This is a genomic window from Sorangium sp. So ce1153, assembly GCF_051521595.1.
Taxonomy (GTDB): Bacteria; Myxococcota_A; Polyangia; order Polyangiales; family Polyangiaceae; genus Sorangium.
Map to the genome: position 1 here is coordinate 14,117,047 of NZ_CP150361.1, position 26,449 is coordinate 14,143,495.

Consider the following 26,449-nt stretch of genomic DNA (forward strand, 5'->3'; position numbering starts at 1 on the left):
GGGAACCGCGGCATGAGCGCGCTCGGGCAGATCCTCTCGCCTCTCGACAAGCACGTCTTCCTCCGCGAGCACTGGGCGCGCCAGCCGGTCCACGTCCGCGGGCATGCGGCGAAGTTCGCCGACATGTTCGGCTGGCTGAGCTTCGACCGCTACCTCAACCACCACCTTCGCTTCTTCGCGCCGCCGGCGCTCGAGCTCTACGACGGCCGGCGCGGCGGAGGGCGCATCCCCCCCGAGCTCTTCCAGGAGTCGATCGTCGATGCCAACCGCTGCCCGCTCACGGTCAGCTCGCCGGCGAGGATCCGGGAGCTCTGCCGCGCGGGCGCGAGCCTGATGCTCCGCTCGGTCGACGACGGCGACCCGCAGATCAAGCGCTTTGCCGCGGCGCTCGGGCACGAGCTCGGGGAGAACCTGCGGGTCGATCTCTTCTACACGCCGCCCGAGAGCCCGGGCGTCCACCAGCATTACGATCGCGAGGACGTCCTGGTCCTCCAGGTCGAGGGCGAGAAGGAGTGGCACCTCTCCGCGCCGACCGTGCGCGCCCCCCTCGACATGCCCGATTACGCGGAGCTCGCGCGCGCGCCCGTCTACCCGGACCACGTATTCCGGCTCTCGAAAGGGGACTTCCTGCACGTGCCGCGCGGCGTGTGGCACGCGGCACAGACCTCGGGCGGGCCCTCGCTGCACCTGACCGTCCGGGTGGCGTGCCGGACCGGGATCGATTTCCTTCGCTGGGCGCTGGCGGAGCTCGCGCGGGAGGAGCCTTCGCTGCGAGAGAACCTGCCGCTGACGCTGCAGGCCGGCGCCCCCTACGGCTACGAGCCCGCCGCCCTGGGCGAGGCGGTCGCGCGGATCCGGGGCGCGGCGCTCGCGTTCCTCGAGCGGCCGGATCTCGTGGCCCGCTACAACAAGGACTGCGTCAAGGGCGACCGCGCGGCCGAGCCGTACCAGCTGCGCGCGCAGGCGGGCGTGAAGGGAGCAGACGCGGCGTGGACCGAGGAGACCGCGTTCCGCCGCCCGCCCGGCCAGCGCTTCGTTTTCGAGCGCTGCGCCGCGCGGGACGTCGCGATCCTCTCCGTGTGGGGGGCGGAGCTCGAGTTCCCTCTGTCCGCGGCGGCGCTGCTCGAGTCGATCTTCTCGCGAGACCGCTTCAGCGGGCGGGAGCTCGCGAGCGGGCGGGGCGGCGCGGCGTGGGCGGAGGCGGCGCCCGTGCTGGCGCGGCTCGTCGCCGCGGGGGTCGTGTTCGTCGTCGAGCCCGGAGGAGCATCGCTTGGATAGCGCGCCTGAAGCAGGGCATGGGGGCCCCGGGGAGACGGCGAAGGCGGCCGAGGTCGCGCTCATCAACATGCCGTTCACGCTGCTCTCGCACCCGTCTCTCGGGCTCGGGCTGCTCAAGGCCGGGCTCCGGCGGAACGGGCGCGCGGCGCGGGTCTACAACGCGAGCATCTGGTTCGCGGAGCGCATTGGCGTCGAGCTCTACGAGCGCATGGCGATGGCCCAGCCGACCGATCTGACCGGCGAGTGGAGCTTCAGCGCCGCGCTCTTCGGGGAGGACGCCGAGGCCGACGCGACCTATGCGCGCGAGATCCTGCGCACGGAGGGCCGCGACGACGCGCGCAGCCAGCTCGCGAGCCTGCCCGCCGCGCTCGTCGAGGTGCGGCGCCACGTCGAGCCGTTCCTCGAGCGCTGCCTGCGCGACATCCCCTGGGACAGGTTCCGCATCGCCGGCTTCACCTCGACCTTCCAGCAGCACGTCGCCTCGCTCGCGCTGGCCCGCCGCCTCAAGGAGCGCCACCCGCACCTCGTCATCGTCTTCGGCGGCGCCAACTGCGAGGGTCCCATGGGCGCCGCGACCTTCAGCGGCTTCCCCTTCATCGATGCGGTCTGCTCCGGAGAGGGGGATGCCGTCTTCCCCGAGCTCTGCGAGCGCGTGCTCACCGGGCGCCCGATCGGCGCGATCGCCGGCGTCCGCCACCGCGCGCCCGTGGCGCCCGGAGAGAAGAAGGCGCGGCTCCCGGCGCTCCGGCAGGTCGAGCACGCCGAGCCGCTCGCGCCGGCGGTGCACGACATGGATGCGCTGCCGTACCCGGATTTCGACGAATATTTCGACGAGATGAGCTCCGTCTTCCCCGGCGTGCGGACGCGCCTCCTGTTCGAGACGTCCCGCGGCTGCTGGTGGGGGCAGAAGCACCACTGCACCTTCTGCGGCCTCAACGGCTCGACGATGGCCTTCCGCCACAAATCCGCGCGGCGCGCGCTCGAGGAGATCGCCGCGCTGATCGAGCGCTACGGCGATCGCACCCGCTCCGTCGGCGCGACCGACAACATCATCCCGACCCAGTACTTCAAGGACTTCCTGCCCGCGCTGCGGGACATGCGGCTCGAGCTCGACCTCTTCTACGAGACGAAATCGAACCTGCGGAAGGAGCAGATCGAGCTCTACCGCGCCGCCGGCCTGCGCCAGATCCAGCCCGGCATCGAGAGCCTGAGCACGCCGGTGCTCGCGCTGATGCGCAAGGGGGTGACGATGCTCCAGAACGTGCAGGCGCTGAAATGGTGCCGGCAGTACGGCGTCGCCGCGAGCTGGAATCACATCGTCGGCTTCCCTGGCGAGCGCCCGGAGCACTACGCGGGGCTGGACGAGGTCGCGCGATCGATAGCCCACCTCGAGCCGCCCGACGGGTGGGGCAACGTGCGCTTCGATCGCTTCAGCCCTTACTTCACGAGCCCGGGCGACTTCGGGGTGCACGGCCTCAGGCCTTACCCGGCGTACCGCCACGTCTACCGCGGCCTGAGCGACGCGCAGCGCGCCGAGCTCGCCTACTACTTCGAGGGCGATTTCGCCGGCCGCGAGTCGATAGAGTCCTACACCGCGCCGCTCGTGGCCGCGCTCGACGACTGGCGCGAGCACGGGAGCAGCTACGCCCTCTTCTCGATCGATCTCGGCGATCACCTCCAGGTCTTCGACCTGCGCCCCGGCGCGGGCCGGATCGCCGTGTCGCTCGCCGGCCTGTCGCGCGCCGTCTACGAGGCGTGCGACAGCATCGCGACGCGCGCGGTGATCGGGCAACGCGTGGCCGCGGCGGGGCAGGTGGCGCCCGGGCTGGCGGAGCTCGAGGCCGCGATCCGCGAGCTTCTCGGGCACCGCCTGCTCCTCGCCGAGGGCGAGCAGCTCCTCGCGCTCGGGATCCCGCTCGGGCACCATTACGCGCCTTCAGGGCCGGCGCGCGCGCGCTTCATCGAGGCGATGAAGTCGCTCGAGCCCTGACGGCTGACGGCTCCTGCGTTCGAGGCGATGACGCCGCTCGATCCCCTGGCGGCTCACCCGCCGAAGAGGGCGCGGAGCCAGTCCTGGTAGCCGGGGGCGCGGAGGCGCTGGGGGCCGCTGGCGCCTCCGGTGCACAGGGCGACGAAGCGGCCGAAGTCGGCGAGGCGGTCCTCGTGCATGGCCTGGACCCGCTCGAGGAAGCGGGCGTAGACGGCGTGCTCGCGGAGGTGCTCGACCGAGTAGGCCGGCCCGGCCGCGTCCTCCGCCCTGAACCACGAGACGCCGCCGGACAGGGGGGTCAGCCCCTTCACGATCGTGGCCTGAGGCGCGGGGCCGAGGTGGATGACCTCGCCCGTGCGAGCCGCCCAGCGATCCACCGCGGTCATCACGCCACCCGCGCCGTCCGAGTAGTCGTCGAAGACGATCGGCGCGCCCTCGGCGACCCGCGGGTAGAGGTGATCGAGGCAGGCGACGACCGAGTCGTGGAGATCGCAGTCGATATGGACGAAGCAGAGCTCGTGATCCGCGGCCAGCGCGGGCAGCGTCTCGGCGAACCACCCGCGGCGGATGACGCAGTGGTCCGAGAGGCCGAGCTCCTCGATCCGGCGCACGAGCTGCGCTTCGTCCGTCTGGAACTCGCCGGGCGCATAGCCGAAGTCGTACGCCGGGTTCGGCGCCGGCAACCCCTCGAAGCTGTCGAGGACGTGCACCCGCTTCCGGACCCCGAGCTCGCGGAGCAGGCTGGCGAGGAGCAGGCTGATCCCGCCGCGGAAGGCGCCGCACTCGGCGAGATCGCCCGGCTTGTCGAGGGCCCGCTCCGCGTAGGTGAGGATCGCGTCGCCGCGGAACGGGTCGAGCAGCGTGCGGTCCTCGATGAGCGGCCAGAGCTTCGCGAGGTGCGGCGAGCGGAACTCCCCGCCCATCCGGGCGAGCAGCTCGCGCAGATAGCCGCGGTTGTTCGCGACGCGCGCCGAGAAGAGCGCCCCGAGCAGGAGCAGATCCATGGATCAGCCTATCCCGGCCGAGGGGCCCGCGAACAGCGCCTCGGCCCGTCGCGGTGCCCGGGCTGCGCAGTCCGCGGGACAATTCGGCCCCTTTGCGACATCGTGTCGCACCGGCGCGCGCGTGTCCTCTCCGCCGGGCGGCCGCGCGTGCCTGCGGCCGGGGCGCGGATGCCCCCGGCCTCACTGGCATATCGATTGCGGGCGCCAGGCGGAGGAGGTGCCACCGCACATGCCGCAGATCGACTCATGGCTCCACGTCACGTTCTGGCGGGACGTTCTCCACCGCACCGTCGCGTGGGCCGTCCACGCCTTGCCGGCCGTGCTGCTGATCCTGGTCCTCGCGCTCGTGCTGCTGAAGGTGCTCAATACCCTGTGCAGGCGGGTGGAGGTGTCGTTGGTGCGGCGGGGCCGCAGCGGTGATGTGAAGTCGGTACGAGAGATCGAGAAGCGCTCCGAGACGTTGCTGGGCATCTTCCGGGCGACCGGGAAGGTGGTCATCTGGGTGATGGTGGCGATGCTCGTCCTCGTCCAGCTCGGGGTGAACATCGCGCCGCTCGTCGCGGGCGCGGGGATCGCCGGTCTGGCGGTGGGCTTCGGGGCGCAGGAGCTCGTGCGCGACGTCATCTCCGGCTTCTTCCTGCTCCTCGAGAACCACATCCGGCTCGGCGACGTGGTGGCCGTGAACGGCACAGGGGGCGTCGTGGAGCACGTTGGCCTCCGCACGGTCACGCTGCGCGACGAGTCCGGGGTGGTCCACGTCTTCCAGAACGGGAAGATCCGCTCGCTCTCGAACATGACCAAGGAATGGTCGGCCATGGTCTTCAACGTGGGTGTCGCCAGCAAGGAGGACGTCGACCACGTGATGCGGGTGATGCGCGATGTCGCGCGCGAGCTCCAGGACGACAGGCGCTACAGGGCGAGCATCCTCGAGCCGCTGGAGGTCCTCGGCGTGGAGTCGTTCGACGACCGCGCCGTGGTCGTGCGCGCCCTCATCAAGACGCAACCCATCGAGCAATGGCAGGTGGGCCGGGAGTACCGCCGGCGCCTCAAGAAGGCATTCGACGCGCACGGCATCGAGATGCCGACCCCTCACCGGACGATCCACTGGGCCCAGGAGAGCTCGGCGTCCAGGGCCGACGCCCGGCCAGCGAACGGCGCGTCCGACGGCGCGAGCGGCGCGCGGTTCGGGGAGAACGGCGCGCATGCCTGACGCCGCGCCGTCGTCCTGAGCCGGCCAGCGGCGCGGCCGCATAGGGCGGCGCCGGCGCGTCGAGGCGCACGCTGGCACAGCCGTGGCACACTCGGCGCTCCGCAGCCGCGTTTGCCGTGGATTCTCGCTGCTTCCCGGCTGGCGCTGGTCCTGCATTGGTGGGCGGCATGAAAAAGCGCTCTTCGATCTTCTGCGTCTTGATGCCTCTCCTGCTGGCCGCCTGTGACGTGACCATCATCGATGGCGGGTCGAACGACGGCGGCGCGACCGACCCCGTCGAGCCGTCGGGCGAGGGCGGCTCGGCGGGACACGCGGGCTGCGGTGGCTCGGGGGGCGGCGCTGATCCGGGCGAACCGCTGACGGCCGTCGCGCTGACGCGCGCGCAGCTGGACGTGCTCTGGGACGAGTACTGGGCGAGCCAGGGTGACGTCGGGACCAGCGGGAGCACCGGGGGGGGCGACGTGGAGCTCGATCCCAACGACCTCTTTCTCCGTGCATCGGATCTCGGCGCGTCGTGCGGCTCGCCGACCACACACCTGACCTGCGGCGGGCACTGGCAACTGAGCATCGCCCTGCCGATCGCCTACCAGCGCGTCGGGGTCTATGACCTCGAGGATCCCGAGCTCATCCGCTACAGCATGATGAGCGAGACAGGCGAGCCCTACTCTTCGCTGCCGGACGATTGCCCCTCGGGAGGTGGGTCCATCGGACGGGGCACGCTGGAGATCCTCGCCATCGACGAGGCCGAGGTGCGGTACCGGGTCACCCTGAGCTCGTTCTGGGACACCGATCCAAGCGGAGAGTACACCGCCCCGCGCTGCCCGTGACAGCGTAATTTTTCAGGGACATCGCCGTGTCGCTGTCCTTGAACCCGACGACCAGCTCCCGAATAGCGCCCCGAGCAGGAGCAGACCCATGTCAGCCGCCGGGGGGCTGCGCGGCGGCGCTGGCGCGCAGCCCCGCGTCGCGGGCAGGGAGGACGAGGGCGAGGAGCTCTGTCGCGATCTCCACGTAGCAGCGGCGGGTCAGGTGGGTGTGCATGTCCTGGATGTCCTCGGGCCTGGCGATCGCGCGGACGTCGACGAGCCGCGCCGCGGGCTCCTCCGAGACGACGCGGTCCACGACGGCGTTGAGCTGCCGGTAGCGCTCGCGGAGGAGCGGGTTCACGCGCGCGCCGTGCGGGCAGGACGCGTCCCCGGCGTCGGCCACGTTGACGAGGACGAGCGAGCGGCCCGCGGGCACCTGCGCGCACAGCCAGCGGAGGTTCTCCTCGAAGCGCGCCGGCGAGACGCCCCCCTCGAACGTGTAATCCTTCCGGATGCGGTCCCGGTGCGCGGCGAGGTAGCCGCGCGGGCCGCTCGCGTCCTCCCAGGCGACGAACTCGGGGTATTCGCGCGCGGCCTCCTCGCCGAACAGATCGCAGAAGAACCACCCGGCCGCGATGCGCTGGCCGGTGGCGTTCCGGCGGTAGAGGCCGCTCCAGTAGTCGACCGAGAGGCCGACCACGAGGGCGTCGAAATCCGCGTCGAGGACGCGGCTCTGCGTCGTCTGCGGGCCGATGAAGGCGAGGTCGTCGGGCACGGGCGCCCCGCGCTGCCGCAGGTACTCGGTGTGCGAGGAGAACACGTCGGAGACGCCGCTCGGGAGCGGGATCTGGAGCTCCTGCGAGGTCTCGACATACCGCGACAGGATCGAGGCCCCGATCTCGAGATCGCACGCTCCCTTGAACGCGACGCGGTACCCGGCCGCCGCGCCCGGGGGCGACGGTAGCGGCGGCTCCGAGGAGAGCGTGACGAACGAGGCGTCGCGGCCCAGGTCTCCGGCGAAGCGGCAGCGAAGGCCCGGGTGGCGGGCCTCGAGATGCCGGAAGACGAAGTGCTCGACGCCCATGTCGAGCACGCGGCACGAGAACAGGAAGTGCGCGAGCTCCCCCGAGATCACGGCGTAGAAGCCGGAGAGCCCGTAATCGCCGAAGCGGTCGCGCACCCAGACGGCGCCGACGTCGGCGCGCGCGTCGCTCAGCAAGGCGCGGAGCCCCTGGCGCGGCAGCCTGATCTTGCTGAAATTCAGGCGGTTCGTGCGCTCGAAGAGCTCGGCCACGCGTTCGAAGTGCGCGAGGCAGGCCTCGCGACCGCCGATCCGGACCCCGATCCCCGCCCCGCGGAGGAACTCGACAGGATCACGCGGAACGCTGAAGAAGGCGGCCCCCTCTTCTTCCTTGGCCTCGAGGATCTTGTAGTGGGACAGCCGGGACAGCGCCGGATCGTCCTTCCCCCAGCGGGCGGGGTCGACCCCGGCGAGCGCCTCCGGGGGCGCGACGGCGATCCCTTCGTTGGCCAGGCGGACCTCCTCGCGATGCGCGCCGATGTCGTCCACGAACAGGACGTCCACGGCGCGGAGCCGCGCCTGCTCGATGATGCGCCGGACCAGCGGCCCCTTCGGGCTCCAGGCGATCTTCGGGAAGACGAAGAGCTCCCAGACGCCCATGCGCTCGAGCTCCGCCCGGGCCGCGTCGAGGTCGTTCTTGGAGGCGATCGCGCTGACGACGCCGCGCCGGGCGAGGCGCTCGACGAGGGCGACATGGGCATCGACCCGTTCCACCGGGCCCTCGGTCAGGGTGCCTCTCCAGAAGGTGTCGTCCAGGTCCCAGACGATCAGCTTTGGCTCGCGCTCGATCAACGCTCGAGCATTACGTCACACGAGGGCTGGCGGCAATCCGCCCTCCAGTCACTGGCCGTCCGACGGCGGCGGGAAGCTCGATATCGGCGCGCGCAGGCGGTCGTCGGAGCTGGCGGGGGCCCTCCTGCTCGGGGCTCCCGCGGCGATCGCAGCGAGCAGCTCGTCGGCGATGGCCCCGTAGAGCTCGAAGAACTGCTCGTCCCGGAACCGTGACCCGCTGCGGAAGAGCCCTCGCTTGTACCGGGACCAGCCGACCGCCCCGCCGCCGGCCGCGGCGCGCAGCTCCAGGCGGTCGTAGTGGCCGATCACATCGGCATGATCGGCGACCACGATGCCGGCCAGCTCCTCAGGCGAGCCCGGATCCAGGAGCTGATGGGCGCTGTTGACGATGCCGTCATTGCTCGCAGCGGTGACGTCGAGCTCCGGGGCCTCGGGGAACTTGATGACGCGGCACCGGCGCGAGGGACCACCGGAGCCGTGCAGGCGCAGCTCGCGCGTGAGGCGCGCCGCGGCCTCGGCGGCGACGGGGGAAGGGGCGCCGGAGCTCGTTTCCGCGGTCCGGGTGTAGAGATCGCCGAAGAAAGGGTCGGAGTCGTCGCTCATCTGCGCCACCGTCACGAAGCTCCGCAGGTGGACGGGCAGCCGCGGCCCGGCGCTGCTGTCCGCGTCCCGCACCCTGGCCATGTTCTCCGGTGTGAGCGCGTCGATGAGCTGCCGGTTGTTGCGGACATCGAGGAGGAAGCCCCAGAGCTCCGTGGCCGTCCCGACCGTGAGATCGAACGCCGAGAGCGCCGATTCCACCACCGTCAGGCGGAGCAGGTGCAGGAGCGGGCGGCCGACGCTCAGGAGCTCCGGCCCGAGGTCGAGGCGGGCGAGCGAGGCCATGTCGGAGTGGGCGAGGTACGTGCCCCAGTGCGGAGCGCAGACCGAGATCACCGACCGGATCCTCGAGCGCCACCCGCCAGGGTCGGTGTCCTCTCGCGCCCACCACCCCGCTCGTTGAGGCCGCGCGCTGGTGAGCAGCTGTGCGTGTACGCCCCCGGTGCTGTGGCCGACCAGGTGGAGATGGGCGTTCGGGAACTGCTCGATGACCCGCTTGAGGAAGGCGATCAACGACGCCTGGCAGTCCTCGAGCGAGGCGGTGGGCCGCGTCGTCACCGGGATCACCGGGATGAGCCCTTGACGGCCGAGCTTCACCTCGAGCGCGCCGCGCAGCGCCCCGCAGACGCGGTCGGCGAAATAGAAGAAGCCGCCGAAGTGGTCGAAGCCGAGGAAGCCCGGGACGAGGAGGACCACGTCCTTCACCTCGAGAGCAGGCGCCGGCTCCTCGTCCTTCCCGCGGAGCTGATCACGAACTCTTGCCAGCAGCATGAGTGACACTCCCGCCCTGAAGGCATGGCGCCGTGGCCCGCGGCGGGCCGGCCCTGGCCAGCATAACGGATCGGGTGTGTCGTGGTCGAGCCGGACGCCTGCCCGGCGTGCCAAGGGACGAGCCCGGTGACGCGCGGATCTAGAGGGATCGCCCTCCGGCCGCCGCGCACGCGACCGCTCCCGCCGACTCGCAGCGCGCCATCCGGTCCCGCCGGGACGGCGGGGCCCACTGCGCCTCGGCCACGCGGATCGGATGGGGAATCGCGGCCTCGTCGAGCGAGCATGGACCGCTCGAGATGGGCCCGGACTCGGGCGGCTCGCTGCCGCCCCGCGCGCGCGGCGAGCGGGCGAGCTCGCCGAACTGGACGAGCCGGGCGCGCACGATGTTCCTGCTGATGCCGAGCAGCCGCGCTGTCTGGAGCTGGTTGCGATGGCAGAAGCGGTACGCCGTGCGCAGGAGGACCCCCTCGATGTGCTCGTGCAGGCCCGGGCGGTTCTGCTCGAACAGGCTCAGGAGGGCGCCCTCCAGCGCGGCCAGCGGCGCCTCGGGGACCACCCTGCTGCTCGCCGGCGGCGCCGCGGGGGCCGGCGCGGCCAGCGCGGCCGGCGCGGCCGGCGGCACCGTGGACGCCCTGGGCTGGAGCGCGGTGAGGCGCAGGTCGGCGGGGGTGATCCGGTGGCCCTTGCACACGAGGAGCGCGTGGTGAATCGCGTTCTCGAGCTCCCGGATGTTCCCGGGCCACGGGTGCTCCAGGAGCCGCTGCGCCGCCTCCGGGGTGAGCTCGGTCGGCGCGACGCCGACCCGGCTCGCGTAGATGGACAGGAAGTAGCTCGCGAGCGGGAGGATGTCGCCCGGCCGCTCGCGCAGCGGCAGGAGCGAGACCGCCGCGACGTTGAGCCGGTAGAAGAGGTCCTCGCGGAAGCGCCGCGCGGCCACCGCCTCCTCCAGGTCGACGTTCGTCGCGGCGATGAGCCGGACGTCGATGGGGATCGGCTGGCGCGAGCCGAGCCGCACCACCTCGCGCTCCTGCAGGACCCGCAGGAGCTTCACCTGGAGCTGCAGCGGCAGGTCGCCGACCTCGTCGAGGAACAGCGTGCCGCCGTCCGCCGACTCGAACCAGCCCGCCTTCGCCGTGGTCGCCCCGGTGAACGCCCCCTTCTCGTGGCCGAACAGCTCGCTCTCGACCAGCGACTCCGACCAGGCGCCGCAGTTCACCGCCACGAACGGCCGCCGCGCGCGGTGGCTCAGCGCGTGGATGTGACGCGCCACGATCTCCTTGCCCGTCCCGGTCTCGCCGGTGACCAGGAGCGTGGCGTCGCTGGGCGCGAGCCGCCGGATGCGATCGAGCAACGCCCGGGATCGCTCGTCCTCGAAGACCACAGCCTTGGCGCGCGCCGATAAAGACATCGCGCCCGGGTTCGGAAGCGTGAGCAAGGGCATTGTCATGGGTGCTGCGCGCCAGTTTAACAGACGCACATCTAAGATAGCGGATGAATGTGGCGTGCGCCAGGTGACGCCCTGCGCCAGGAAACGGCGCGCGACGGCTCCATGTAGGCTAATGTGGGCGGGCGCTGGCGGTGGGAGGCCGGTGGATCGACGGGATCGGCGGGAACCGCAGGCCGGCAGGGCGAGTATTCGGGCTTACATCCCGTAGGGGTATCGGGTCAGGTCGATCGCGCCGCTGGAACGGACGAGCTGCAGGGCCTTGCCGTACTGGAGGAGGAGGCCGAGCGCGTAGCGGAGCCGCTCGCGGATGCGCTCATCGTCGGGGGACTGCGCCGCCGGGTCGTTGAGGAGGCCGCGGACGTTGCGCACGATGACGTGGTCCGGGATGTAGCAGAGGTAGGTGTTCTTGTAGCTGCTCATGCGCAGCTCGGCGATCGGATAGGAGCCGCCCATGCTGGCGGAGACGGCGACGATGAGCGCGGGCTTGTGCGCGAGCTCGCCGCGGGTGCAGAGCAGGAAGAAGTTCTTCAATCCCGCGGGGACCATGCCGCCCCACTCCGGCACCACGACGACGAACGCGTCGGACGCGGTGAGCTCCGCGGAGATGGGGGACCAGGCGCTCGCCCATTTCTCGGAGGGCTGCCATGCCTCGGGGTCCCACAGCGGAAGAGGGTTGTCGGCGAGATCGAGCGCGTACGTGGAGGAGACGTCCGGCGACGATGACAGCTGTTGCTGCACGTGGCGGGCGACCTTCCCCGATTCGGATCCATTGCGATGGCTGCCTGAGATCACTGCGATCTTCATGGGGTCTGCGTGCCGCGGGCGACGGGGCGCGCGGCGCTCCTTGCTATCAGGTGATGGTCAAGTGAGGGGCGCGGGATGCTACCCCGCGCCCGCGCGGCGGGTCGAGGGATCCGTCTGCTCGACAGCCGCGCGCCGGACGCGCCTGCTGCGGGGGCGGCGCGCGGGCGAGCCGGCGCGCTGATGCCGTCGCGGGGGAGGGGGCGGGCTGCGGTGTGGCGTCAGGACGCCGCGCGCACGGCGGCGGGCCCGATCAGCTCCAGGGCGACCATGTCGTCCAGGTACTTGCGAATGAGCTGCTCGGTCACGTGCGGCAGGGCCGCGAGATCGGCCGTCCCCTCCCGCGCGGCCAGCTGCCCGAGCCGGGTGACGAGGCGCTGCGCGTCGAACACCTCTCCGTCGGCGCGCGCCGGGCGCTCCCACGCGTGGAGGATCGGGAGCGGCGAGAGGTGCCTGCGACGCTCGTCGAGCTGCATCAGCCGGTCGCGGAAGGCCGCGTACCATGCCGCGTAGTCGTCGACGCGCTCCACGCGATAACCCGACGACCTGACCCACGCGACGATGACGTCGAGCGAGATCCCGTCGTCCCAGTGGGGATTCACGACATGGTATGTGGCGTGGGGCGCCCTCTGCCCCTCATCGGCCTCGTCGGCCGGCCCGCGCTGGCGATCGACGGCGACCGCGGCGATGCTCCGCGCCACGATCTCCACGGGGAGGCCGTCGTAGTGGCCGGCGTGGTCCGGGCGGACACCCTCGTAAAACGATCTCGGGGCGAGCGCCGTGTACAGGATGCCGTACAGGAGGCGCGTGAAGAAGTCGGGGACGTTGAGCTGCCCGCGATACAGGCTGTGCGCCATGATGCTGCTCGGGCGATAGACGTCGACCGGGACGCCGAGCGTGTCGCGGGCGTCCCGGAGCAGCACCTCGCTCGCCCACTTGCTCGTCGCGTACCCGGCGGCATAGCCGGAGTCGAGGGCGCGCTCCGGCCAGAGCGCCCGCACGTCCTCTTCCTCGAGGATGGGGCCGCTCCGGTCGAGGCCGCTGACCGCGCCGATCGTCGATATGTAGTTCATCGACTTGATGCGGCGCGCGAGGGCGAAGCGGATCGCCTCGACCGTGCCGAGGACGTTCGGCTCGAAGAGCTGCGGGTAGCTCAGGGCGTGGTTCACGAGGGCGCCGTTGTGCACGACGCAGTCGACCTCCGCGCAGAGGTGCGCGTACATGTCGTCCGGGAGGCCGAACCTCGGCCTCATGAGGTCGCCGGCGAGCACGACCAGCCGGCCGTGCGCCGCCAGCGCGTCGAACCGGTCCAGGAGGGCGGGATCGGTCTCGTAGGAAGCGCGGAGCCGATCGAAGGCGAGGGCGTCGTCCGCCGAGCGCACGACGCAGTAGAGCCGGCCCTCCTCGGGCAGCCGCTGGAGGAGCTCCAGCGCGAGGAACCGGCCGAGGAACCCGTTGGCGCCGGTCAGGAACGCCACCCTGGCGCGCGCCGGCAGGGCCGAGGCCGGCGTGGAGCGCGTCGCGGCCTCGAGCTCGTCCGGGCCGAGGAACCGGTCGATCCGCAGGTCCGCGGCCCGGACGACCTGCGCGCCGGCGCCGTGCACGGCGTCGAACGTCGCGGTGCGCCGGGGGGAGCCGCCCGAGAGGGCGCGCTCGAGGTGGTCGACGATCGCGCCGACGCTGCTCGTCGGGTTGAGCACGAGCCCCACCGGCACGGTCACCCCGGAGATCTCCTCGATCACGCGGCTGAGGCGGACGGCGCTGAGCGAGTCTCCGCCGAGCTGCGCGAAGCTCTGGGCGCTCCGCGGCGCGACGTCGGCGAGCCCGAGCGCGGCCTCCAGGGCCCGCTTCACGACCCGGGCGGCGGACGCCGGTCCCGCTCCGCCCTCGGCGCGGAGCTCGTGGAGCTCCTCGACCTGGGTGCGCTCGATGGCCGCGTAGAGCTCCTCGAGGCGCGCGCCGTACCTCGCCTTGAGCCGGGCGCGGGCGGGCTTCTGCGTCTGCGTGAGCAGGCCGTTCTCCTGGGTGAACGGGGCGGTCTCGACCAGGAGATCGCGCGGGATCTCGTAGCCGCGGAGCTGGTGCTCCCGGGCGACGCGGTCGATCTCCCCGCGGAGGAGCTGCTTCAGGGGCGCGCCGTCGGGCTCCATTCCGCGCTCCCGCAGGTGGGCGGAGGCCTCCGGCAGGTCGGGCACGACGACGGCCAGGAGGTACGAGCGAGCGCTGTTGCCGTACAGATAGACCTGCTGGATGAAGGGGCTACCCCCGCTGTAGAGGACCTCGAGCCGCGAGGTGGCGACGAACTCCCCTTGCGACAGCTTGAGGACGTTCCGCGCGCGATCGATCCAGACGAGGGTGTCGGGCCCGCGCTGCTCGACGATGTCGCCGGTGTTCATGAGCCCCTCGTCGTCGAAGAGCTCCGCCGTGGCCCGCTCGTTCTTGTAATAGCCGGGCACCATCAGGCGCGATCGGACGTGCAGCTCGCCGCGCGGGTACGGCTCGTCCGTGGTGCGGTAACCGAGCTCCGGCACGTCGACCAGCTTGAACGCCGCCACGACCTCCCGGTTCAGCCGGTCATCGAACGTGAGGGAGGACGCCTCGGTGGAGCCGTACCCCTCGAAGATGGGCACCTCGAAGCAACGCTTCAGGAACGAGAGGATCTCGGGCGGCGTCGGCGCCGATCCGATGGTCGCGAGGAGCAGGCGATCGCCGAGCGACGTCGCGCGCATCTCCGCCATGAGCTCGACCTCGATCCGCCGCCGCGTGGCGTCGTCACCCTGCCCTCGAGATCGCTTCAAGAGCTCGGCCTGGAACTGCTGGTAGACCATCTCCGCGACGCGCGGCACGAGGAACATCGTGGTGGGCCTGGCCAGGCGGATGTCCTCGAAGAGGGTGGACATGTCGCTCCTCGACACGAAGTGCGTGACCCCGCCGCGCATGAGGGAGCGGCCGACCTGGCTGCGTCCGATGAAGTGGTTCATCGGGCTGTAGTTGAACCCCACGTGCGGCAGGACCTCCAGGCGATGATCGTGGCTTCCCGTGAACGCGAGCTGCCAGTATCGGCACCAGAGGCTCTCGGGGACCATGGCGCCCTTGGGCGAGCCGGTGCTCCCGGACGTGTACATGAGCGTCATCAAGGGATCGCGCTCTCCCCGCTGCTCCGGCAGGACCTTCGGCACGATGCCCTGCTGCCGGCCGAGGCTCTCCACCTCGCGCAGGGTCCGCACGGCGAGGCGCCGGCCCCCGGACTCCAGCGCCCTCAGGGCGCGTCTCGCCCGCTCGAGCTCGTCCTGCCCGCGGAGATCGCCGTCCGCGAGGTCGATGACGACGAGGCTCCGCACGGAGGGGCACCGCGGCAGCACCGCCTCGATCCGCGTGAGCTGATCGACGCTGCACACGATGCACGCGAGCTCGGCCTCGCCGACGACGTGCTGCAGGTCCGCGGGGATCATGTTGGTCTGCAGCGGCACCGAGACGGCGGAGAGGTACATGCAGGCGAGCCCCGCAACGACCCAGTCGGGGCTGCCGAAGCCGGTGATGCCGATGAACTCGCCGGTGTCGGCGAGCCGGTCGTGCCGGAGGCCGCTGGCGAACGCCTCGACGCGCGCCCACACCGCCGCGAAGCTCTCCGCGCGGAACTCCGGCAGATAGCGCGGCTCGCCGTCCGCCGCCGGCGCCGCTGGGTCGAGCGCGCGCTGGCCGACGCAGGGGCGATCCGCGTAGAGCTCGAACGCCGTCGCCACGGACTCGATCGTGGTCCGACAGCCCCGGATCCTCGCCAGCGCCGCCGGGGAGGGCAGCGCCCGCCGGAGCTCCTCGTCCGTCTGGAGGAGCCGGACGCACCGCTCCATCGACCTCGTCAGCAAGGTGTCGTTCGACTCGTTGTCCTGGGTGATCTCCGGTTCTTGACGATCCCGGGGTTCGATCGACGGGTTCATGCGCGCGGACGTTGAGCGCCGCGCGCCCCGGGGCAAGCCTCCGCCTCCCGCCGGCCGCGGCGCGCTCGGCCCGGCCGCCGCTCGCGTGCTTGCCTGCTTGCCTAGACGTAGCGCTGTTGCGGTGTCTTCTCGGCCTGGGGCGCGGTGCCCGCGCCCTCCGCTCCCTCGACGATCGGCGACGTATCGAGGTGTGCCAGCAGATCGGCCGGGCCGTCGTAAACGGCGATGGCGCCCTTGAGCCCGCTGTCCGTCCAGCCGCCCGACCGGAAGCCGATCGTGCGCAGACCGGCCCTGGCCGCGGCCTCGACGTCGTAGGGCGTGTCGCCGATCATCACGACCTCGCCGTGCGGCAGCTCGAGGTTGTCGAGCGCCGCCTCCACGATGTCCGGATCCGGCTTGGACTGCTCGGCGTCGCTCGACGACGTGGCGCTCTCGATCACCCCCTCGGCGCCGGTGAGCTTGAGGAGCTCGCGGAGCTTCTCCTTCTGGGCCGAGCTCGCGATGGCGATCTTGAGGCCGCGGCGGTGGAGCTCCTCGAGGAGCTCCTTCGTGCCCGGGAAGGCGCGGAGCTCGGGCAGGAGCTGCTTCATGAAGATCTCGGAGCAGCGCGCGCTCATCTTCTTCCCTTCCGGGCTCTCGCTCGAGATCCCCGTCACCTCGGGCAGGAGCTTGTCGCCGCCCATCCCGATGCGCCGCCGCACCTCCTCGAACTGGACCTTGTGCCCGAACTCCTCCAGCGCATCGACCCAGGCGCGCGCGTGCGCGTCGTTGCTGTCGATCAGCGTGCCGTCGACATCGAATATTACGCCGCGAATGGATGTCATGACCGGGGTCCTCTCCTGTGCTTGCCGCGCTACCTGGCGTGTGATTCCGCTGCTCCGATGTGGCGTGTCTGCGTGGTGTGTCTGCCAGCCGCGTCGCGGGCGGGGCCGCGCTCGGCCTTCCGTTCAATCGTCCTTCTCGTAGGTCCTGATCGACATCATGTAGTCGATGACCGCGTCCACGTCGGCGTCGGAGATCTCCTTCTCCGAGAAGGCCGGCATGGCCCCGAGCCCGCTCCGGATCTGCAGCCGGATGGCCGCGGCGGGCGCGGGCTTGTTGTTGAGCCCCGGACCGAGCCCGCCTGCCCCGCCCGGGTGGCACTGGTTGCACTGCTTCATGAAGACCACCTCGCCCCGCCGCTCGGGCGCCTCGTCGAGCGGGGGCGGCCCGAGGATCGGCTCGCTCCTGCGGGAGGAGCCGCAGCCGGCCGCGAGGCCGAGGGAGGCGGCGAGGAGACCGCAAAGGAAAGCGCGTTGGATCATGATCGCCACCTCCTTCAGCCTGCGGACGCCGCGCGGGTGATGCGGAAGAGCGCGCCCGTGCCCTGCTTCGGCTTGGCGCCGCGCTCATCCATGAGCATGACGCCGAAATCGACGACATAGAGCGACTGCCCCGCGCGGTCGAAGCGCACGCTGATGGGCCGCTCCAGGCCGCCGGCCTTCAGGTGCGACGCCGGGCCGTTGTCCTTGCCGCGGTTGACCGCGAAATCGCGGATGACACCGGTCTTCAGGTCGACCCGGACGACCTTGAAGCCGACGGGGTGCAGGACCTTGCCGACGTCGGGCGCCTGATCGCCGAACTGCGCCACGAACGCGTCGCCGACGTGGCCGAACGACGGGTCGCGCGAGATGTCGATCCCGTTCGACGAGCTGTGCACCGCGAAGAGCGCGACCGGCTGCGGAGGTCGGTTCGGGGGCGTCTCGAGGAGGGCGGGGGGCGTCGGCCCGCCGGGCGGCGCATAGCGATCTTGCGCGACCGGGCGGCCGTCGGCGAAATCGGGCCAGCCGTACCAGGTGCCGGGCTTGACGGCCCAGAGGTAGTCGGCGTTGCCCCAGACCGGGCGGCTGCCGCGATCGTCATAGCCGTTGTCGGTGACGAAGAGCTTGCCGTCCGGCGAGAAAGCGAGGCCGAACGGGTTGCGGAACCCCCAGGCGACGAGGTTGAGGGTGCCGCCGCGCACCGGCACGCGCATGACGGCGCCGCTGCAAGGCACCTTGCCCGGGATGACCTGCCCCTTCTGCGTCTGCGTGCCGAACGGGACGAACGCGCCGGTCGTGGCCTTGTCGTCCTTGTCCCGCGGGGTGAGCGGGTTCGACGTCGTGAGCGCGGCGCCCGTCATCGTCACGTCCTTGCAGGGGACGTCGTGGAACTCGGGGTGTCGCTTGAGCCACCCGAACTTGTAGTTGTCCTCCCCGACGATACCGCTGTTCGTGGCCGTGCCCTGGCCGAAGTAGATGAAGCCGTCCGGCCCGACGACAGGCCCGTTCGTGTGGTGGTCACCGTAGCTCGGGAGCCCCGCGACGAGGGTCTGTGTCTGGCCGCCGGGCGTGATCCGGACGATCCGGCCGCCCTCGGTCACGCCGCCCTCCGCGACGATGAAGGCGCCGTCGGCCCAGGTGACCCCGGTCCACGGCGGGTTCTTGCCCGTCGCGACGACGGTCGTGCGGCCGCCCGGCTCGACCCGGAGGAGCCTCGGCGTCGTGAACACCTCGCCATAGGAGTAGCCGGACTCGGTGACATAGACCTGCCCGGCGTCGTCGAACGTGACGCCCGTCGGGAAGTTGAGCCCCGTCGCGACCACCTCGATGACGTATCCAGCGGGCAACTCGATGTCCGACGTGCGGATCAGCCGGGTCGGGGCCGGCGGGGTCGTCTCGCCGCCGCCCGAGGACGACCGGGCGCTGAAACAGCCGGGCGCCGCCGCGAGCACGGCGAGGGCGCCGAGCGTCGGGAGCGTCGGGAGCGTCGGGAGCGTCAGAAAACGCGTCGGTCTCGGACGAGAGCGCGGTGGCGGCGGGCGGTTCGTGGCTTGGGCGTTCAAGAGATCTCCGTGGGTCGGTGCGATGAGGTGACGGCGGCCGGCAGCTGCGTACCCGAACAGCGCTGGAGAGAAGCCGCGGGAGCCCCGCGGCCCGCCCGAGCAACGCACATGCCGTGCGCCGCAGCGTAGCGCAGGCGCGCGCCGGACTGGGCGGCGCCGTGGCGAGTTTGCAGGCGGTGTGGCAGATCGCCCCGCGCAGCTCACTTGCTGTTATGCTGCGCGCGGAGGAGAGGGAGCGATGGCTGACTGGGATCCTGCTCAATATCTGAAGTTCGCGGACCACAGGGCGCGTCCGGCCGTCGATCTGCTCGGCCGGATCGCGCTCACGGGGCCAGGCGAGATCGTGGATCTCGGGTGCGGGGCCGGCAACATCACCCGTCTCGTCGCGCAGCGCTTCCCGGAGCGGGCGATCGTGGGGGTCGACAGCTCGCCGGAGATGCTGGCCAAGGCGCGCGCCGTGCTGCCGGGGGCGCGGTTCGTCGAGGGGGACATGGCGCGCTTCGCGCCGGCCGCGCCGCCGGCGCTGATCTTCAGCAACGCCGCGCTCCACTGGCTGGATGACCACCCGGCGCTGTTCCCGGCGCTGCTCGGGCGCCTCGCGCGGGGCGGCGTGCTGGCGGTGCAGATGCCGAGGAACCATGGCGCGCCGTCGCACACGGCCATGGTCGAGGCGAGCCGACTGCCGCGCTTCCGCGACAAGCTGGCGGCGGTCGTGAGGGAGAGCCCGGTCGCGGAGCCCCGCGTGTACTACGGCGTGCTGGCGCCGCACGCGGCGGAGGTCGAGATCTGGGAGACGGAGTACCTGCACGTCCTCGAGGGCGAGAGGCCTGTCGTCGAGTGGACCAGGGGGACGGCGCTCCGGCCGTTGCTCGCGGCGCTCGATGACGACGAGCAGGCCGAGTTCCTGGACGAGTACGGGCGACGGGTGGCCGCGGCTTACCCGAAGGCGGTGGACGGGAAGACGCCGTTTCCGTTCCGGAGGTTGTTCATCGTCGCGCGGGCGAGGTGAGCGCCTGATGGCGCTGGTCGACGCGCGCGCTCGGTCAACGCGCGTACTCGACGGCGCTGACGCCCTCGGCTTCGGGGAGGACGGTCACGAGCGCCTGCGCGCCGACGGAGCTCGAGGAGAGCGAGGAGCGAACGACGACGAGCCATGTCCGGTCGGTCTGGCGCGCGACGAGGATGGCGCACCGCTCGCTCTGAGGCGTGCCCGCGCGCGCCTCGGCTTCCTGCACGAGGCGCGCCTCGGCGGCGGCGCAGCCGTGGACGTCGAACTTGCGGTGCGAGAGGGCGGTGAGGGCGACGGTGGCCGCCTGCCTGGCGGCGCCCTCGTCGGGCGACGGAGCGGCAGGGGCTGGCGCCGGGGCGCATCCGGAGGCCAGCGCTGCGAGGACGAGGAGGGGAGCCCACCGTGCGAGCGTGCGTGTCACGGCGATGTCGTATCGCGGCGGCGGCCCCGGGGGAAGACCTCGTCGCGAGGGATGCCTGCCTCGCCGCGCAGCGAGACCGCATGGCGGGCCGCGCGGTCGTTCGGCGCCAGGACGGGATTGGTGGGGCATCACCGCAGAACGTCATGTGAGCAGGCTGTCGCACGTCACGTGAAAAGCGTGAAGGAGACGGATGCTTACGCGGTCGAATCGTGGATCGTTTCGCCAAATCACTCGATGAAAGAAGTGGTGTGAAGGCCTGCGCGTAGCTTGCCCACCTGCCTGGCGCCCACTAGCGTGCTGCCCATGCCGACGCTCGAGCACAACGGTCTTGTGGACATGTTCCGCGAGAATCCGTCGCTCGCCCCTCACTTCCTGAAGATCCTATTTCACCTGGATCTCCCGTCGTACGCTACGGTCGCGGCGGTCGAGGCCTCGCTCGATCAGCTCATGCCGGTCGAGTTCCGCGCCGATCTGGTGCTCGAGCTCCGCGACGAGCGCGGGGCGCTGGTGCTGTCCGTCGTCCTCGAGGTCCAGCGCGACGTCGATCGGCGCAAGCGCTACTCGTGGCCCGTTTATGTGGCGGTCGTGCGGGCCGAGAAGGAGTGCGATGCCGTCGTCCTCGTCGTCGCGCCCGACGCCGAGGTGGCCGCCTGGGCTGCGCAGAAGATCGATCTGGGCCTGTGGCTCGGAACGCTCCAGCCGCTGGTGCTGGGCCCCGCGATCGTGCCCGAGGTGACGGATCAGGCCGAGGCGGAAAAAGAGACAGAGCTCGCCATTCTCTCGGCCGCGTCTCACGGCAATGGCCCGAACGGCCTCGCCGTGGTCCAGGCCGCGCTCGGCGCGCTCGGGCGGTTCGACCACGAGCACGCGGCGGTGTACTTTCAGATCGTCTACAATGCGTTGCGTGACCCCATGCGGAGGGCCCTGGAGGCGCTGATCATGGAACGGCAGACCGAAGGCAAGGCAACTTTCCCCCCGTTCGCCCAGCAGCTCATCGACCGCGGCCGGAGCGAGGGCATCCGCGAGGGCAAGCTCGAGGGGGAGCTCAAGGGAAAACGCGACACCTTGCTGCGCCTGGTCGCGCGGGCAGGTATCGCGCTCTCCGCCGGCGACGTCGCGCGCATCCAGGCGTGCACGGACCCCGCGACGCTCGACCAGTGGGTCGACAACATCCTCGGGGCAAAGACCGCCTCGGACGTGTTCTCCTGACGCACCGGGCCGCGTCGAGGGCTCCCGGGACGCCCGGGCGCTCGACGAACGCGCTCTGGCTCAGCGCCGCGCGACCCCGCTCTGCCCGAAAGAGGAGCTCCTCGTCCTGCGCACCGGAGCGCCACGCCGCCGGCACTCACCGGCGCTCCGGCGCCGGCTCCGGCGGCTCCTGCGCCTCCCCCGACTCCAGCGCCTCCAGCGCCGCGAGCAGCGCGGTGAGCCCCTTCTTCAGCGAGGCCATCTGCTTCTGGCCCAGCGACCGCGTGAGCTCCTCCTCGAGCTCCTGCAGCACCCCGAGCCCGTGGAGGAGCGCCTTGAGCCCGTGCGGCGTGAAGCGCACCCGCTTCGCCCGCCGGTCGTCCGGATCCGGCGTCCTCTCCACGACGCCCATGGCCTCCAGCTCCTCGACGACCTGACCCACCGCCTGCTTCGTCACCCGCGCGCGCTCCGCCAGGTCCGTCAGCCGCGTGCCCTCGAGATCGATGTACGGCATGAGCGCCGTGTGCGCCCGGCGCACCCCGGGCGCGCCACGCCGGGCGACGCGCGCCACCGCCCGCTCGTCGAGCAGCCGCGCCGAGCGGAGCAGGAGCTGGCCGAGGCTCGCGCGCTTGCGCCGCTCGAGCTCGGCGACGTCCCTGGGGTCGAGGTCGTGCTTCGTCATGATGGTCAAGTAGCTTGACTAAATGGTCAAGCAGGTTTACCAACTGGAGCATGCTGCGACAGCTCGATCAAGCCCTCTGGGCCGCCGAAGATACGTTGAAGCTGCCAGGCGTTCGCTTCCCGGTGCGGTCTCCGGTCGTGCGCCTGGGGGACGGCGGGCTGGTCCTTTTCTCGCCGCTCCCCGGCGTGGAGCGGGCGGCGGACGAGATCCGCGCGCTCGGGGAGGTGCGCGCGATCGTGGCGCCGAACCTGATGCACCACCTCGGCCTCGCGCCGGCGGCGCGGCTGTTCCCGGGGGCGCGGGTGTACGGGCCCCGGGGGCTCGAAAAGAAGCGCCCTGACGTGGCGATCACCGGCGCGCTCGACGGCGCGCCGGACCCGCTCTGGTCCGCGGAGATCGACCAGGTGGCGGTCGGCGGGATGCCCAGGCTCGACGAGGTCGCCTTCTTTCACCGTCCCTCGAAGACCCTCTTTCTCTGGGATCTCTGCTTTCACATCACGCAGAGCGAGCACCTCCCGACGCGCCTCTTCATGCGCCTGAACGGGGCTTACGGGCGGTTCGGGCCGTCGCGCATCGCGCGCTCGATGATGCGCGATCGCGCCGCCGTGGGCGCGGCGGTGAAGCAGATGATCGCCTGGGGGCCGGAGCGCGTCGTGGTGGCGCACGGCGACGTCATCGAGCGCGGCGGGCAAGCCGCCCTGCAGGGCGCGTTCGAGCGGATGCTGTGAGCGGGATCGTCCCGTGATGGGCGCGCGGGTCGCGCTGCTGGGCCTGGATTTCGGCTCGACCACGAGCTGCGCCGTGGCCGCCTCGGCGACGCTCGCGCGCGCCGCGGGCACCGGCCGGGTGGAGCTCGGCGCGCTGGAGGAGCGTTACCGATCGGAGATGGCGCTCACGCCCCTCGCCGGCGACGCCCTCGACCTCGACGCCGCGGCGGCGCTCCTCGATCGCTGGATCACCGAGGCTGGCGTGGAGCCCGGGGCCCTCTTCGGCGGCGGGGCGATCATCACCGGCCTCGCCGCGCGCCGGCGGAACGCCGACGCGCTCGCGGCGCTGATCCGCGCGCGCGTCGGCGAGGCGCTGCTCGCCGTGGCCGAGGATCCCTGTCTCGAGTCGTGGGTGGCCTTCATGGGCAGCGCCGCCCCGCTGTCGCGCGCGCGGCCCGGCGAGCCCCTCCTCAACCTCGATATCGGCGGCGGCACCACCAACCTCGCGCTCGGCCTGGCCGGCGAGGTGCTGCGCACCGGCTGCCTCCTCGTGGGCGCGCGCCACGTCGCGCTCGACCCGCGCTCGCGCCGCATCGTGTCGCTCTCGCCCGAGGCCCAGGCCGCCTTCGACCACCTCGGGCTCCGCCGAGGCCCGGGCGACGCGCTCTCCCAGGCCGAGGCCGAGGCGGTGGTCGCCTTTCACGTCGAGCTGCTCGAGGCGGCGGTCGCGGGGCGTGCCGAGGCGTTCGCCTCGCCCGCGGCCGCGCGCCACGTGCAGGTGCCCTTCGCGCTGCCCGAGGGGATCGGGGAGCCGACGCTCACCTTCTCCGGCGGCGTGGGGGAGCTGATCTACGCCGGCCTCGGCGGGCGCTCGCTGCCGGAGCCCGCGCACCACGGCGATCTCGGCGTGGATCTCGCCCGCGCGATCCTGGCGTCGCCGCGGCTCTGCGCGCGCGTGGCGACGCCCGCCAGCATGGGCCGGGCGACGGCGTACGGCCTCCTGCGCCACGCCACCCAGCTCTCCGGCGCGACGCTGTTCCTGCCGCGCCTCGAGCGCCTGCCGCTGCGCGACCTGCCCATCCTGGCGCGGCTCTCGCCGGCCTCGGCCGACGCCGAGATCGATCACGCCGTGGACCTCTTTCGCCGGAGCCCCCGCGGCTGCTGCCTGGAGATCGCCCTGGACGACGTGTCGGCGCCCGCCGTGCGGCGCCTCGGCGGGCGCCTCGCCGGCGCGCTGCGCCGGGCCGGGCCGATCCCGGATCATCCCCTCGTGCTCCTCACCGCGCAGAACGCCGGCAAGGCGCTCGGGGGGTACGTGACCGGCTGGGGCGCGCTGCCCGTTGACCTCCTCGTCATCGACGAGGTGCAGGCGCGCGGCGCCCGGTTCGTCCAGCTCGGCCGCATGCGCGATCAGGTCCTGCCGGTCTCGTTCTATGGCATGACACCGTGACGATCCATGGCATGAGATCGTGAGTCCTGTGGCACGACATCCATGATGTCCCTCGGGGGATGTCCTGTCGTGTTCTGTTCAAGGCATGTCGACGTGACGTCCCTCGAGGGATGTCCTGTGCAGGGAGGAGCGCGCCGTGAAGGAATTGACCCCGCTCGACCGGATCGAGGTCCCTCGCCCCCGGCTCGACGCCGCGTACGCGGCCCGCCTGCCCGGTCACGACGGGTCGTTCCGCGGCCTGAAGCGGCTCCTCGGCGCCGCTGACGCCAGCAAGGCCGGCGACCGGCTGGCCGGCCTCGCGGCGCCCGACGACGCGGCGCGGGAGGCCGCGCGGGAGCTGCTCGGCGAGCTGACCCTCGAGCACCTCCACGATCATCCGCTCACCGACGAGCGGGGCGAGGTCGACGCGGTGATGCGCGTCAACTACGACATCGACCGGGAAGCCTTCGCCCGGATCGCCTCGCTGCGGGTCGGTGAGCTCAAGGATCACCTGCTCCGCGCGCCGGGCCCGGAGGTGGCGCGCCTCGGCCGCGCGCTCACCGGGGTCATGGCCGCGGCGCTCGCCAAGCTCTGCGACGTGCACGAGCTGGTCTATCTGGCCCGCAAGATCAGCCGTCCGACGCGGGCGCGCACGGCGCTCGGCGCCCCCGGCACGCTCGCCTCGCGCCTGCAGCCGAACCACCCGACCGACGATCTGCGCGGCATCACCCTGCTGCTCTACTGGGGCCTCTCCCTCGGCGCCGGCGACGCGCTGCTCGGCGTCAACCCCGCGGCCGGCACGGTGGAGACCACCGCCGCCATCCTCCGCCTCCTCGACCGCATCCGCCGCGCGACCGGCGTCCCCACGCAGATCTGCTGCCTGTCGCACCTCAAGGTGCAGCTCGCCGCGCTCGATCAGGGCGCGCCCGTGGAGATCCTCTTCCAGAGCCTGGCGGGCACCGAGGCGTGCTTCAGCGAGTTCGACATCACCGTGGACCTCATCGACGAGGGCTACCGCCGCATGGCCGCGCGCGGCCCGCTCGCGGGCGAGGCCGAGCAGTTCATGTACTTCGAGACCGGGCAGGGCAGCGAGCTCACGTACGGCAAGCACAACGGCACCGACATGGCCACGACCGAGGCGCTCTGTTACGGGCTCGCCCGCCGCTGGGACCCGTTCATGCTCAACAACGTCACCGGGTTCATCGGCCCGGAGACGCACCTCGACGATCGCGAGATGATCCTCGCGAACCTCCAGGACCACTTCATGGGCAAGCTCCTCGGCGTGCCCATGGGCATGGCGCCCTGCTACACGCTCCACGCCAACGTCACGCTGGAGGGCCAGCAGATGGCGACGCAGCTCCTCACCGCCGCAGGCGCCAACTACTACATGGATGTCTGTCTCAACACCGATCGCATGCTCGCCTATTTCGATACCAGCGGGCATGACGTGCAGACATTGCGGGAGATCCACGGCCGCGCGCCCGGCGGCGAGTTCCTGGCGTGGGCCCTCGCGCGGGGCATCCTGGCGCGCGCGGGGGAGGGGGAAGAGGGCGAGGACGCGGAGGGGATGGGGGGAGCGATCCTCCGCGGGCCGCGCTTCGGCGACGTGCGGCAGTTCTGCCCGGACGCGGCCGAGCTGGCCGAGATCCTCGCGGCCACGCCCGCCGCGCACGGCTTTGCCACGGCCGGCCCGCGCCCGGCGAACGCGGTGAGCCGCCGGAGCCGCCTCGACGAGGCCGTCGCGCGCGGGGCCCTCGCCTGCGAGCTGCGCGAGGACGAGCTCACCTGCGTCGCCGCGTTCCGGGTCGTCACCACGACGGCGGCCAGCAAGGCCGAGCACCTCGGCTCCGCCGACGCGGGCGCGCGCCTCTCCGCGGAGAGCGCCGCCCGGCTCGCGCCGGAGGACGCGCAGGTGCAGATCGTCGTGTCCGACGGCCTGAGCGCCGAGGCGGTCCACCACAGCGTCCCCGACCTGCTCCCGGTGCTGCTGGACGGCCTCGGGGCGCGCGGCGTGACCGTCGGCCAGCCGCTGCTCGCGCGGTACGGCCGGGTGAAGCTCGCCGAGGCCGTCGCCGAGCGGCTCGGGGCGCGGCTGGTCGTCCTGCTGCTCGGCGAGCGCCCGGGCAGCGGCGAGCTCGCCTCGCGCAGCCTCTCGGCCTACCTGGCCTACCGCCTCACGCCCGGCGTGGACCAGGAGGCCGCCGCCGCCTTCAGCGGTAACCCCGCGATCGGCTTCGAGTACACGGTGGTCTCCAACATCCACGCCGGCGGGCTGCCCGCCGCGGAGGCGGGCGGGGTGCTCGTCGAGAAGGTCCTGCAGGTGCTCGCGCGCCGCGCGGCCGGCAACCGGCTGGAGGCGCTGCTCGCCGGCGGCGCCACGTGAGCGCCGCCGGCGGCCCGGCGCGCCGGCGAAGACGCTCAGGCAACGACGC

At 72.0% G+C, this 26,449-nt stretch carries 20 protein-coding genes; 9 read left to right on the top strand and 11 right to left on the bottom strand.

The window, feature by feature from the left end:
- Nucleotides 1-12 precede the first annotated feature (12 nt).
- A complete protein-coding gene (locus tag WME85_RS51430) occupies nucleotides 13-1,278 on the top strand; it encodes a JmjC domain-containing protein (protein WP_437832960.1) in 1,266 nt (421 codons plus the stop codon).
- On the top strand, nucleotides 1,271-3,268 hold the full coding sequence (locus tag WME85_RS51435; protein WP_437832962.1) for a RiPP maturation radical SAM C-methyltransferase: 1,998 nt from the start codon (nucleotides 1,271-1,273) through the stop codon (nucleotides 3,266-3,268). The genes WME85_RS51430 and WME85_RS51435 overlap by 8 nt, the downstream gene beginning before the upstream one ends.
- A gap of 53 nt (nucleotides 3,269-3,321) precedes the next feature.
- Here the strand turns inward: WME85_RS51435 and WME85_RS51440 are convergent, their stop codons facing one another.
- Nucleotides 3,322-4,272 (bottom strand): TylF/MycF/NovP-related O-methyltransferase, encoded by a 951-nt coding sequence (locus WME85_RS51440; protein WP_437832964.1) that lies wholly within the window; start codon nucleotides 4,270-4,272, stop codon nucleotides 3,322-3,324.
- A 229-nt stretch (nucleotides 4,273-4,501) separates the two neighbouring features.
- Between WME85_RS51440 and WME85_RS51445 the strand changes: the two genes are divergently transcribed.
- Nucleotides 4,502-5,482 (top strand): mechanosensitive ion channel family protein, encoded by a 981-nt coding sequence (locus WME85_RS51445; protein WP_437832966.1) that lies wholly within the window; start codon nucleotides 4,502-4,504, stop codon nucleotides 5,480-5,482.
- A 167-nt stretch (nucleotides 5,483-5,649) separates the two neighbouring features.
- Complete coding sequence (locus tag WME85_RS51450; RefSeq protein WP_437832968.1) at nucleotides 5,650-6,309, top strand: hypothetical protein; 660 nt, start codon at nucleotides 5,650-5,652, stop codon at nucleotides 6,307-6,309.
- Between the two features lie 91 nt (nucleotides 6,310-6,400).
- Here the strand turns inward: WME85_RS51450 and WME85_RS51455 are convergent, their stop codons facing one another.
- The 8 genes from WME85_RS51455 to WME85_RS51490 form a co-directional block, all read right to left on the bottom strand.
- Nucleotides 6,401-8,161: a hypothetical protein gene (locus WME85_RS51455; protein ID WP_437832970.1), complete on the bottom strand. Its 1,761-nt coding sequence runs from the start codon at nucleotides 8,159-8,161 to the stop codon at nucleotides 6,401-6,403.
- A gap of 48 nt (nucleotides 8,162-8,209) precedes the next feature.
- Entirely contained in the window at nucleotides 8,210-9,532 is a 1,323-nt protein-coding gene (locus WME85_RS51460) for an esterase/lipase family protein (protein WP_437832972.1), read from the bottom strand.
- A gap of 139 nt (nucleotides 9,533-9,671) precedes the next feature.
- Nucleotides 9,672-10,973, bottom strand: coding sequence for a sigma-54 interaction domain-containing protein (locus WME85_RS51465; RefSeq protein ID WP_437842596.1), 1,302 nt, complete (start codon nucleotides 10,971-10,973; stop codon nucleotides 9,672-9,674).
- A gap of 201 nt (nucleotides 10,974-11,174) precedes the next feature.
- Nucleotides 11,175-11,783 carry an NADPH-dependent FMN reductase gene (locus WME85_RS51470; protein ID WP_437832973.1) on the bottom strand — a complete coding sequence of 203 codons (609 nt, stop codon included), beginning with the start codon at nucleotides 11,781-11,783 and terminating at the stop codon, nucleotides 11,175-11,177.
- 218 nt (nucleotides 11,784-12,001) lie between these two features.
- Nucleotides 12,002-15,718: a thioester reductase domain-containing protein gene (locus WME85_RS51475; protein ID WP_437832975.1), complete on the bottom strand. Its 3,717-nt coding sequence runs from the start codon at nucleotides 15,716-15,718 to the stop codon at nucleotides 12,002-12,004.
- Between the two features lie 101 nt (nucleotides 15,719-15,819).
- Nucleotides 15,820-16,542, bottom strand: coding sequence for an HAD family hydrolase (locus WME85_RS51480; protein ID WP_437832977.1), 723 nt, complete (start codon nucleotides 16,540-16,542; stop codon nucleotides 15,820-15,822).
- 123 nt (nucleotides 16,543-16,665) lie between these two features.
- Nucleotides 16,666-17,022, bottom strand: coding sequence for a c-type cytochrome (locus WME85_RS51485; RefSeq protein ID WP_437306417.1), 357 nt, complete (start codon nucleotides 17,020-17,022; stop codon nucleotides 16,666-16,668).
- A 14-nt stretch (nucleotides 17,023-17,036) separates the two neighbouring features.
- Nucleotides 17,037-18,581, bottom strand: a complete 1,545-nt coding sequence (locus WME85_RS51490) for a PQQ-dependent sugar dehydrogenase (RefSeq protein ID WP_437832979.1) — start codon at nucleotides 18,579-18,581, stop codon at nucleotides 17,037-17,039.
- Nucleotides 18,582-18,819: 238 nt separating this feature from the next.
- On the opposite strand from WME85_RS51490, the gene tam reads away from it, so the two are divergent.
- Nucleotides 18,820-19,590 carry a trans-aconitate 2-methyltransferase gene (gene tam, locus WME85_RS51495; RefSeq protein WP_437832980.1) on the top strand — a complete coding sequence of 257 codons (771 nt, stop codon included), beginning with the start codon at nucleotides 18,820-18,822 and terminating at the stop codon, nucleotides 19,588-19,590.
- Between the two features lie 34 nt (nucleotides 19,591-19,624).
- Here the strand turns inward: tam and WME85_RS51500 are convergent, their stop codons facing one another.
- A complete protein-coding gene (locus tag WME85_RS51500) occupies nucleotides 19,625-20,011 on the bottom strand; it encodes a hypothetical protein (RefSeq protein WP_437832981.1) in 387 nt (128 codons plus the stop codon).
- A 303-nt stretch (nucleotides 20,012-20,314) separates the two neighbouring features.
- On the opposite strand from WME85_RS51500, the gene WME85_RS51505 reads away from it, so the two are divergent.
- Nucleotides 20,315-21,220, top strand: coding sequence for a hypothetical protein (locus tag WME85_RS51505; protein WP_437832982.1), 906 nt, complete (start codon nucleotides 20,315-20,317; stop codon nucleotides 21,218-21,220).
- A 136-nt stretch (nucleotides 21,221-21,356) separates the two neighbouring features.
- Here the strand turns inward: WME85_RS51505 and WME85_RS51510 are convergent, their stop codons facing one another.
- A complete protein-coding gene (locus tag WME85_RS51510; protein ID WP_437832983.1) occupies nucleotides 21,357-21,881 on the bottom strand; it encodes a MarR family winged helix-turn-helix transcriptional regulator in 525 nt (174 codons plus the stop codon).
- A 50-nt stretch (nucleotides 21,882-21,931) separates the two neighbouring features.
- On the opposite strand from WME85_RS51510, the gene WME85_RS51515 reads away from it, so the two are divergent.
- The 3 genes from WME85_RS51515 (at nucleotide 21,932) to eutB (ending at nucleotide 26,400) form a co-directional block, all read left to right on the top strand.
- Complete coding sequence (locus WME85_RS51515; protein WP_437832984.1) at nucleotides 21,932-22,609, top strand: DUF4336 domain-containing protein; 678 nt, start codon at nucleotides 21,932-21,934, stop codon at nucleotides 22,607-22,609.
- A 16-nt stretch (nucleotides 22,610-22,625) separates the two neighbouring features.
- The gene (locus WME85_RS51520; protein WP_437832986.1) at nucleotides 22,626-24,038 is read left to right on the top strand and encodes an ethanolamine ammonia-lyase reactivating factor EutA; all 1,413 of its coding nucleotides are present in this window, start codon (nucleotides 22,626-22,628) and stop codon (nucleotides 24,036-24,038) included.
- A gap of 136 nt (nucleotides 24,039-24,174) precedes the next feature.
- Entirely contained in the window at nucleotides 24,175-26,400 is a 2,226-nt protein-coding gene (eutB, locus tag WME85_RS51525; protein WP_437832989.1) for an ethanolamine ammonia-lyase subunit EutB, read from the top strand.
- Nucleotides 26,401-26,449 lie beyond the last annotated feature (49 nt).